The sequence below is a fragment of the Streptomyces sp. NPDC054956 genome (genome assembly GCF_053609185.1).
Genome location: NZ_JBSGXB010000276.1, coordinates 1 through 10,428 on the forward strand (window position 1 = coordinate 1; position 10,428 = coordinate 10,428).

Annotated in this window: 6 protein-coding genes; 4 read left to right on the forward strand and 2 right to left on the reverse strand. The window is 75.4% G+C overall.

Features of this window, described 5'->3' with window-relative positions:
• Positions 1–120: 120 nt before the first annotated feature.
• On the forward strand, positions 121–2,181 hold the full coding sequence (locus ACWGDE_RS30745; protein WP_453392299.1) for a SpoIIE family protein phosphatase: 2,061 nt from the start codon (positions 121–123) through the stop codon (positions 2,179–2,181).
• A 47-nt stretch (positions 2,182–2,228) separates the two neighbouring features.
• Positions 2,229–2,810, forward strand: coding sequence for a GNAT family N-acetyltransferase (locus tag ACWGDE_RS30750; RefSeq protein ID WP_453392300.1), 582 nt, complete (start codon positions 2,229–2,231; stop codon positions 2,808–2,810).
• 7 nt (positions 2,811–2,817) lie between these two features.
• Here the strand turns inward: ACWGDE_RS30750 and ACWGDE_RS30755 are convergent, their stop codons facing one another.
• Positions 2,818–5,691, reverse strand: coding sequence for a SpoIIE family protein phosphatase (locus ACWGDE_RS30755; protein ID WP_453392301.1), 2,874 nt, complete (start codon positions 5,689–5,691; stop codon positions 2,818–2,820).
• Positions 5,688–6,683, reverse strand: a complete 996-nt coding sequence (locus tag ACWGDE_RS30760; protein WP_453392302.1) for a GlxA family transcriptional regulator — start codon at positions 6,681–6,683, stop codon at positions 5,688–5,690. Before ACWGDE_RS30760 ends, ACWGDE_RS30755 begins: the two co-directional genes overlap by 4 nt.
• Positions 6,684–7,008: 325 nt before the next feature.
• On the opposite strand from ACWGDE_RS30760, the gene ACWGDE_RS30765 reads away from it, so the two are divergent.
• A complete protein-coding gene (locus ACWGDE_RS30765) occupies positions 7,009–7,617 on the forward strand; it encodes a cysteine hydrolase family protein (RefSeq protein ID WP_453392303.1) in 609 nt (202 codons plus the stop codon).
• 146 nt (positions 7,618–7,763) lie between these two features.
• Positions 7,764–10,376 carry a LuxR C-terminal-related transcriptional regulator gene (locus ACWGDE_RS30770; protein ID WP_453392304.1) on the forward strand — a complete coding sequence of 871 codons (2,613 nt, stop codon included), beginning with the start codon at positions 7,764–7,766 and terminating at the stop codon, positions 10,374–10,376.
• Positions 10,377–10,428 lie beyond the last annotated feature (52 nt).

Here is a 10,428-nt window from a genome sequence, read left to right on the forward strand (position 1 = left end):
GGAGTAGCCCGCCCGGCCTGACCGCAGGCCCGGGGATCGGACCCGACGCAGCGCCGGTCCCCGACGCCTCGGATAGGGTGAATCGGTAGGAATCGGGCCCCCCGGGGTGAGGTCGCCGCATTGGACACGTACCAGCAGACGAGCGAGGTGCCGGACCAGCCCGTGGCGGCGGTCGGGTACGCGGGCGTCCTGCGCGAGCTGCTGCCGATCGCCCTGTGGCGGGAGGACGCCGACGGACGGGTCGTCGAATGGTCGCTGGCCGCCCAGGACCTCCTCGGATACCGCCCCGAGGACATCCTCGGGCGGCTCGGCACCTCCGTGCTCGTCCCCGACGCCAACCGGGAGCTCGCCGCCGACCTCACCCGCCGGGTCCAGGCCGGGGAGACCGTGGTCGGCACCCTGCCCGTGCGCCACCGCGACGGCCACCGCGTCCCGATGGAGATGTGGATCGTGCCCGCCGCCGACCCGCAGGGGCGCACCGGGGCCATGCTCATCGCCGTGGAGACCTCCGAGGTCCTGCGGATGCGCGATTCCCTCGCGGCGCTCCAGAGCCTGTTCACCCAGTCGCCCATCGGCCTCGGCACCCTCGGCACGGACCTGCGCTTCCTGCGCGTCAACGACGCCCTCGCCCGGATGAACGGGGTGCCGGCCGCCGAGCACGTCGGCAAACGGCTCACCGAGGTCGTGCCCGGGGTGAACGCGGCGGCCCTGGAGGGCCTCATGCAGAAGGTGCTGGAGTGCGGGTCCCCGGTCGTCGACGTCCGCCGCACCGGCCGCACCCCCGCCGACCCCGACCACGACCGGACCTGGTCCTGTTCGTACGCCCCGCTGCTGGACGGTTCCGGGCGGCAGCTCGGCCTGATCGCCTCCCTCATCGACATCACCGACGGGCAGCGGGCCCAGGCGGAGGCGGAGCAGGCCCGCCGCCGGTTCGCGCTCCTCGCCGAGGCCGGCACCCGCATCGGCACCACGCTGGACCTGCGCCAGACCGCCCAGGAGATCGCGGACGTGCTGGTGCCGCAGCTCGCGGACTCGGCCGACGTCCAGCTGCTGGAGGCGGTGCTGGAGTCCGACGAGGCGGCCGCCTCGACCCGGGGCGTGCTGCGGCGGCTGGCCGCCGTCTTCCCGGACCCCGGGGCGCCCACCGCCAAACTGGTCGTCGGGCAGACCTTCCAGATCCCCGTGGACAGCGCCTACGAGCGGGTCATCACCGAGGGCCTGCCCATGAACCTGTACGTGTCCGACATCCCGGCCCTGATCAGCGATCCGCGGGCCGGCGCCCTGCGCGCGTACCTGTCCACCCTCGGCTCGGCCCGGATGGTCCCCCTGGTCGCGCGCGGGCAGGTGCTCGGCGCGGTCGCGGTGACCCGGCTGCGCGGGCGCGAGCCCTTCGACGAGCAGGACTGCGTACTGATCGACGAGCTGGTCGCCCGGGCCGCCCTGAACATCGACAACGCCCGGATGTACACGACCCAGCGCGCGGCGGCCCTGACCCTGCAGCGCAGCCTCACCAACAACGCGCTGCCCGAGGTGGCCGGCCTGGAGCTGACAGGCCGCTACCTGCCGGCCAGCGACCACGACGTCGGCGGGGACTGGTACGACGTGATCGAGCTGCCGGGCGGCCGGACCGGCCTGGTGATCGGCGACGTGATGGGCCACGGCATCCACGCCGCGGCCGTGATGGGGCAGCTGCGCACGGCGGTACGGACCCTCGCGCGGCACGACGTGCCGCCGGAGCAGATGCTCCGCTCGCTGGACGCGGTCGTGGCCGACCTGGGCGAGGACGAGATGGCCACCTGCGTCTACGCCGTCCACGACCCGGCGACGGGCGCGTGCGTCGTGGCCCGCGCGGGCCACCCGCCGCCGGCCGTGGTCGCGGCGGACGGGGCCGTGACCTTCCTGGACGGCCCGTCGGGGACCCCGCTGGGCACGGGCGGGCTGGAGTTCCGCACCGAGGAGGTGCGGCTGCCCCCGGGGAGCCTGCTGGTGCTGTACACGGACGGCCTGATCGAGGCACGGGACCGGGACCTGGACGAGGGGATGGCGGAGCTGGCGGGCGCGCTGAGGGGAGCGGGGGAGCCGCTGGAGGCGCTGTGCGACGACATCCTGGCCCGACTGCTGCCCGCGGCCCCGCAGGACGACGTGGCGGTCCTGCTGACCCGCACGCTGGATATGTACTAGTGCAATAATGGATTGTATCTAGCGCAATGGAGGGTTATCTTTCTCCCATGTCTGCGAAGTCACCCAGCCCCATCGTCCTCACCGGACGCCACGTGCGTCTGGAGCCCCTGACCAGGAGCCACCTCCCCGACCTGTACGCGGCCGGGGGCCGCGACGAAGAGGTCTGGCGGTGGCAGGGCGGGCCCGCGCCGCAGACCGAGGAGGAGCTGGGCGCCAGGCTCGACGCCGTACTGGAGGGCGACTACCTGCCCTTCGCCGTCATCCACCTGGAAAGCGGCCGGGCCATCGGCTGGACCACCTACCTCGACATCAGCCCGGCCGACGAGCGCCTGGAGATCGGCTGGACCTGGTACGGGCGCGCGTACTGGCGCAGCGCGGTCAACACCGAGACGAAGCTGCTCCTGCTCACCCACGCCTTCGAGGACCTCGGCATGGGCCGCGTCCAGCTCAAGACCGACCACCTCAACACCCGCTCCCAGGCGGCCATCGCCCGCCTCGGCGCCCGCCGCGAGGGCGTCCTGCGCCGCCACCGCGTCCGCCCCGACGGGACCTGGCGGGACAGCGTGTACTTCTCCCTGCTGGCCGACGAATGGCCCGAGGCCAAGGCGCGCCTGTCCGCCAGGCTCTGAGCGGCCGCTACCAGGCGAGGTCTTCCAGGGCGTCCAGGTCCAGGTCCAGGACGGACGGGGGTGCCGGCTCCGCCGAGGCCGTCAGGGGGAGTTCGGCCCAGATGACCTTGCCGCGGTCCGTGTAGCGGGTGCCCCAGCGCTCCGCGTACTGGGCGACGAGGAACAGGCCGCGGCCGCCCTCGTCCGTCGTGGCCGCGTACCGCAGGTGCGGAGAGGTGCTGCTGCCGTCGGAGACCTCGCAGATCAGCGTCCGGTCGCGGAGCAGCCGGACCCGGATGGGCGCGTTCCCGTAGCGGATGGCGTTGGTGATCAGCTCGCTGAGGATCAGCTCCGCGGTGAACGAGACGTGCTCCAGGTCCCACGCGGCCAGTTGGGCCGCGCCCGCGCGGCGGACCCGGGAGACGTCGGAGGGGTCGGGGAGCACCTCCCACTCCGCGATCCGGTCGGCCGGCAGCCGCCGGGTGTCCGCGATGAGCAGGGCGATGTCGTCGCTGGGCGCCGGGAACAGCAGCGCGGCCAGCACGTCGGCGCAGGCCTGGTCGGGGCTGCGGTCCGGCCGCGACAGGGTCTGCGTCAGCATGGCGAGGCCGGTGTCGAAGTCCCGGTCGCGGTCCTCCAGCAGGCCGTCGGTGAACAGGACGAGCCGGCTCGCCTCGGGCAGGTCCAGCCCGATCGCCTCGAAGGGCATCCCGCCGACGCCCAGCGGCAGCCCGATCGGCAGTTCCGGGTACCCGACCCGGCCGTCGGGGCCGACCAGCGCCGGGCCCGGATGGCCGGCGCTGGCCATGGTGCAGTGGCCGGACACCGGGTCGTAGACCGCGTAGAGGCAGGTGGCGCCCGTGATGCCGGAGCCCGACGGATCGCCGTCGCCGGAACCGCCGGCCCCCGCGGACTCGTCCTGGTCGATCCGGTCGATCAGCTCGTCCAGGTGCCCCAGCAGCTCGTCGGGCGGCAGGTCGAGGGTGGAGAAGTTGTGCACGGCGGTCCGCAGCCGGCCCATCGTGGCGGCGGCGTGCACCCCGTGCCCGACCACGTCGCCGACGACCAGCGCCACCCGGGCCCCGGCCAGCGGGATCACGTCGAACCAGTCCCCGCCCACCCCCGCCTTCGCCGGCAGGTACCGGAACGCCACGTCCACGGCGCTCAGGTCCGGCAGCACCCGGGGCAGCAGACTGCGCTGGAGGGTCACGGCCACCGCGTGCTCGCGGGTGAAGCGCCGGGCGTTGTCGATGGAGACCGCGGCCCGCGCCGCCAGCTCCTCCGCGAAGGACAGGTCCTCCTCGTCGAAGGGCTCGGGAGTGTCCGCGCGCCAGAAGTTGGCCATCCCGAGGACCACGCCCCTGGCCTGGAGCGGTACGGAGATCAGCGAGTGCAGGCCGTAGTCCAGGGCCAGCCGCGTGCCGTCCTCGTCCTGGGACCGCCAGCCGAAGGCGGAGCTCAGGTCCGCCGCGATGACCGCCCGCCCGGCGTCCAGGGCAGCCGCCATCGGGGCGGTCGGCACCACGAAGCGGATGATGTCGCCGACGGCCTGCAGCGGCGAATCGGTGCGCACCCCGCTCATGGCCGCCCGGCGCATCTCCGTGTGCGCGGCGGCACTGGGCTCCTCGCCGCGCAGCACCGGCTCCAGCAGCTCGACGGTGACGAAGTCGGCGAAGCGCGGGACCGCGACCTCGGACAGCTCCTCGGCGGTGCGCACCACGTCGAGGGTGGTCCCGATGCGCACGCCGGCGTCGTAGAGCAGCTGGAGGCGGTCGCGGGCCACCGAGGCCCGGCCGGCGAGCGCGGCGAGCTCGGTGGAGTCGCGCAGGGTCATGACGCTGCCCGACGGGCGGCCCCCGTAGGGCGTGGTGGGGCGCACGTTGACGGCGAGCAGCCGGTCGCCCGACCGGTGCACCTCGTCCGTGGCGCTGCGCCCCGAGGCGAGCAGGGCGGCCGTGCGCGGATCGAGACCGAGGTCGCTCACGTGCCGCTGCTCGGCGTCGGGCGGCAGGTCGAGCAGGCGCCGGGCCTCGTCGTTGGCGAGGACGAGCCGGCCCTCGGTGTCGATGATCAGGACGCCCTCGCGGACGGCGTGCAGAACCGCCTCGTGGTGTTCGTTCATCCGGGTCATCTCGGCCTCGCCGAGCCCCCGGGTCTGGCGCCGCAGCCGGCGGCTGACCAGGGCGGCGCCGCCGGTGCCCAGGAGCAGGGCGCCGGCCGCCGCGCCGAACAGCAGGGGCAGCTGGCCCTCCACCACGTCGCCGACGTTGGCGATCTCGATCCCGGTGGCGACCAGGCCCACGACCGTGCCCGCGGAGTCCCGTACGGGGACCACGGCGCGCACCACGTCGCTCGGCTTGCCCTTGAACGTCTCGGTGAAGGCCTGCCCGGCCGCGGCCCGGGAGAGGTCGCCGGTGGCCCGCTGTCCGATCAGCTCGGGCCGGGAGTCGGTGTACCGGACGCCGCCGGTGGTCATGACGGCGATGAAGTCGACGCCAGAACCCCGGCGGGCGGCCTCGGCCAGGGGCTGGAGCTCGGCGGTGGGGTCGGCGGACTTCAGGGCCGCCGGGAGGCCGGGGGCGTGGGCGAAGGCCTCGGCGGCCGCCAGCGAGCGGTTGCGGGCGTCGCGCTGGCCGTCGTAGCGGGCCTGGAAGAACAGGGCCGCGGTGGCGGCGGTGATGAGCACCAGCACGATGACGGCCTGGAGGGCGAAGACCTGGCCGGCCACGCTGTGCCAGCCGAGCGAGAGTTTCGTGAACGGACGGGAGAGGGGGCGCGTCAGGCGGCGCGTGAACCGGCGTACGCGCCCGGCGGTCTCGGCCCGCGCTCGGCCCGGCCCGGACGGGGAACCGTCCTCGGGCGCCCCTTCAGAGCCCCTGGGCAGGCCAAAACGTCCGCTCATGAGCCATTTCTAACACTGTCCGCCGGGTTTGGGGGAGGCCCCGGTGCGGTAGCCGCCGCGCGGTAGGCACGGGGGCTCGTGCCGATGTACGAGGTGAAGTGCTGGCGGAAGGTGACCTCACTGGCGAATCCGGCCCGCCGGGCGACCTCGGGGACCGGATGGTCGGTGCGTTCCAGCAGTTTGCGGGCTTCGTCCAGACGGTGGCGCAGGAGCCATTTGTGCGGGGTGGTGCCGGTCGCGGCGGCGAAGTGCCGGGCGAAGGAGCGCGGGGACATCCCGGCCCACCGGGCCAGGGTGGCGACGTCCAGGGCCTCGTGCAGCCGCCCCAGCGCCCGCTCCCGTACGGCGGCCAGCGTCTCGGCGGTCCGGTCGGCGGCCGGGGTCGGGCGGTCCAGGTACTGGGCGTGGTCGCCGGTGCGGAAGGGGCCCGTCACCATCGCGCGGGCGATGGCCGCGGCCGCCTCGGCGCCGTGGGCCTCGCGGACCAGGTGGAGGCAGAGGTCGATGCCGGAGGCGACCCCGGCGGAGGTCCACACGCCGTCGTCCTCCACGTAGAGGGGGGCTTCCTCGACGCGTACGGAGGGGTGCCGGCCGGCCAGTGTCGGGGCCAGCGCCCAGTGGGTCACGGCCCGGCGGCCGGACAGCAGTCCGGCCTCGGCGAGGATGAAGGCGCCGGCGCACAGGGCGGCCACCGGGATCCCCCGGGCGTGGGCGTCCCGCAGGGCCGCGAGCACCGGCTCGGGCGTCGGATCGCCGGGCCGGGCCAGGGCGGGCACCACGACGAGGTCGGCGTCGGCGAGCCAGTCCAGACCCCGGTCGGGGGCCAGGGTCAGGCCGCCGGGAAGCGGGATCGGGTCGGGGCTCAGGGCGCACCGGCGCAGCTCGAAGGGCGGGACGCCGAGGCGGCTGAGGTCGTAACCCCAGACCTCGGTGATGACGGCGAGGTCGAAGGCGCGGATGCCGGGTTGTACGACGATCGCGACGCGGTGCATGGCGGTGAGTCTGCCACGGTGGTTCCGGCGGGCAAGGGGGCTGTGGGGGCCCGTGGGGCGCCGGAGGGGAAATCGGCGGGGAGAGGCCCGGGCGGTGTCCGCGGGGTCTGTGGGGGCTCGTGCGGGCTTCTGGGGCTCGCGCTCGGCCCGCGGAGCCGTCGGGAGCGCGCGACGGGGGCGCGCGGAGGACTTTCCACCGGTTTTCCGGGGGCTCGTTCCGGGCCCCGGCCGGGGCCTTCGGAGGGCTGCCAGATTGGCAGGATCCCATCGGTTCGGGTACCGGCCGCCGCTGTTGCGGAGCCCCCTCGCCGCCGAGGATTGAGCCATGACGAAGAAGATCGAAATCACCGAGAACAGTGCCCTCCTGGTCATCGACGTGCAGAAGGGCTTCGACGACGCGGACTTCTGGGGCCCGCGCGACAACCCGGACGCCGAGGCCAACATCGAGGCCCTGATGGACGCCTGGGAGGAGTCCGGCCGCCCGGTCGTGATCGTCCGGCACGTCTCCCGCGCCGGTTCCACCTTCGCCCCGGACCAGCCCGGACACGCCTTCAAGGACTTCGTGGAGGAGCGCTCGGACCGGGCGGCCCTGCACATCAGCAAGACCGTCAACTCCGCCTTCTACGGCACCCCCGACCTCGCCGACTGGCTCACCGAGCAGGACATCGGCCAGCTCGTGGTCGCCGGGATCCAGACCAACATGTGCGTCGAGCTCACCGCCCGGATGGCGGGGAACCTGGGCTACGACGTCCTCGTGCCGCTCGACGCCACGCACACCTTCGACCTGGCCGCCGGACCCGGCCCGGACGCGCCCCGGCTGACGGCCGCCGAGCTCGCCACCGCCACCGCCGTCAACCTCCAGGGCGGCCGCTTCGCCCGGGTGGTCACCACCGGTCAGCTCCTCGACGCGGCCCGCGACAAGGTCACGGCGTAGGCCCGCCCTGCACCGGTAACGGCCGCCCCCGCAGCACCTCCGCCGCCCGCGAGGCCCCGTACACCCGGCCGAACGGTCACACCTGCGGCGGCCGGTTTCGGTCGCCGCGGTCTCGGGAGCCGCGGCGGCGGTCCTACCATCGGCGCATGGTGGTCTCCTGGCCCTTCCACGGGCGAGCCGCGGAACTGGAGCGGGCACACCGGGCGCTGACCGGGCGTGACGCCACGGGGTACGCGACGGCCGACCCGCGCGGGGTGCTGCTGATCGGCGCGGCCGGGGCAGGGAAGTCCTGGCTCATCGGCGAGGTGCGCCGCTCCCTGCCCGAACTGCTCGTAGCCGAGGGCTCCGAGGCGGCCCGGGGCACACCCTTCGGGGCGCTCGCGCCGCTCCTGCCGGAGCGGATGGCCCCCGACGGCAACCGGTGGCGCTGGGCCGCGGACGCCCTGGCCGGTGCGGTGATCTGCGTGGACGACGCCCACCTGCTCGATCCCCTGTCCGCCGCCCTGCTGCAACGCCTCGTACGCGACGGCGAAGTGCGGCTGCTGGCCGCCGTCCGCACCGGCTCGGGAGCGCCCGAAGGGCTGCGCCGGCTCACCGAGGACCGGCTGCTGGGCCGCCTCGAACTACCGCCCTTCACCCCCGCCGAGACGGCGGCCCTGCTCACGGCCGCACTCGGCGCCGTGGCCGACCGGACCGCCGCCCGGCTGCACGAAAGGGCACAGGGAAACCCCCTCCTGTTACGCGAGTTGGTGCTCGCGTCCGTCGACAGCGGCGAGCTGAGCCTGGAGGACGGCATCTGGGGGACCCCCTCCGGCCGGCTCCCCGGACCGCCCCCCGACCGCGTCGCCGACCTCGTGGAGAACCGCGTCGGCGGCTACGGCCAGGACCGGCCCGAGCTCCGGGAGGTGCTCGAACTGGTTGCTTTCGGCCAGCCGTTGGAAATCTCGCTGCTGCTCGGCATGGCGGACGCGGCGCTCGTCGAGGAGGCCGAGACGCGCGGACTGCTCGCCGTCGCCGACGAAGGACGGCGCACCTGCGTCCGCACCGCCCACCCCCTCTACGCCGAAGTGGCCGCCGCGCGCTGCCCCCGGGTACGGGCCCGGCGCCACCACCGGGCGCTGGTACGGGCGGTGGAGGCGGCCGGCGCCCGCCGCGCCGGGGACACGCTGCGGCTCGCCCAGTGGCGGCTGGCCGCCGGGATGACCGAGGACCCGGCACCGCTGCTGGCCGGAGCCCGGGACGCCTGGGCGGCCTACGACACCGCGGCGGCCGTACGCCTGGCCGGGGCGGCCCGCGACTGCGGAGGCGGCACGGAGTCGGCACTGCTCCTCGCGGAGGCGCTCAGCTGGGCCGAACGCTACGAGGAGGCCGAGCGGGTGCTCGGCGAATGCGCCGGGGAACCGATGAGCGACCTCCAGCGCGTGCGGCACGCCGTCCTGCGCGCCCACGGGCTCAGTTGGGGACTGCGCAGCTTCGCCGCGGCCGAACGGGTGCTGCTCGAAGCCGAGTCGGCGGTCGCCGACCCGGCGCTGCGGTGGGAGGCGGGAGCCCGCCGGGTGGCACTGATCGGCGCCCAGGGGGACTTCGGGGCCGCGCTGGAGCTGGCCGGAGGACTCCTCGTGGAACGCGTGGACACGCGGCGGACCGGGGCGCTGCTGACGACCACGGCCGTGGCGCACGCCTACACCGGCCGGCCCGAGGAGGCCCGCGGCGAGGTCCGCCGGGCCGGGGAACTCCTCGGCCGCGAACCCGCCGAGGTGCTGGCGCTGCGACTGGCGGAGTTCGCCGCCGAGTTCTGGGCCGGGCACCTCGACGGCGCCGACCGGGCCGCCGACGCCTTCGCGGAGCTGCTGCTGCGGCGCGGCGACTGGCCGGTGGCGGAACGCTCCGTGGACGCGCTCTACGGGGCGGTCCTGCTCTGGCGCGGCCGGCCCGGGCCCGCGCTGGCCCGCTTCCGGGCGGGCATCGCGGCACGCGGATCCGGGTACTACGACACCTCCCACCTCGGCGGCGCGGCGCACGCGGCGGCGCTCGCCGGGGACACGGCCCGGGCGGAGCGCTACCTCGCGGCCGCCGACCGGGGCGCGAGCGCCGCCCCCGTGGTCTTCGACCGCTGGACGGAGCTGGCCCGGCCCTGGGTGGCGGCGGCCGGGGGCCACGTGACGCGGGCCGTCGAACTGGCGCGGGGCGTCGCGCGGGGAGCGCGGGCGGCGGGCCTCACCGGATTCGAACTGCTCGCCCTCCACGACGCGGCCCGCCTCGGCGGGGTCGCCGGGGCCCGGACCGTCGCTGACCGGATGCGGGAGGTGGCCCCGGCGCACGAGGGCGCGCTGGCCACGGCGTGCGCCGCGCACGTGGAGGCCCTCGCCGGCCGCTCCGGGCCGGGACTGTGGGAGGCGGCACGGCAGTTCGAGGAACTGGGCTATGGGCTCTTCGCGGCCGAGGCGGCGGCGGGGGCGGCCCGGGTCGCCGTGGACGCGATGGCCGCCCGGGCGGCCGCGGCCCGGGCCCATGCGCTGGCCGCGCGCTGTACGGGGCTGTCGGCGTCGGCCGTCCCGGCGCTGGCGGGGCTCGCCGCGCCGGGGCTCACGCCGCGGGAACGCGAGATCGCTGCGCTGGCGGCGCGGGGGCTGGCGTCCCGGGCGATCGCGGGGCGGCTGAGTCTGTCGCCGCGCACCGTGGACAACCACCTGACGAGCATCTACGCGAAGCTCGGCATCCCGGGGCGCTCGGACCTGGCGGCGGTGCTCGCGCCGTAGCCCGGCCTCGGGGGGTGGAAGTCCCCTACCCACCCTTCGCCCGTTCCCCGGG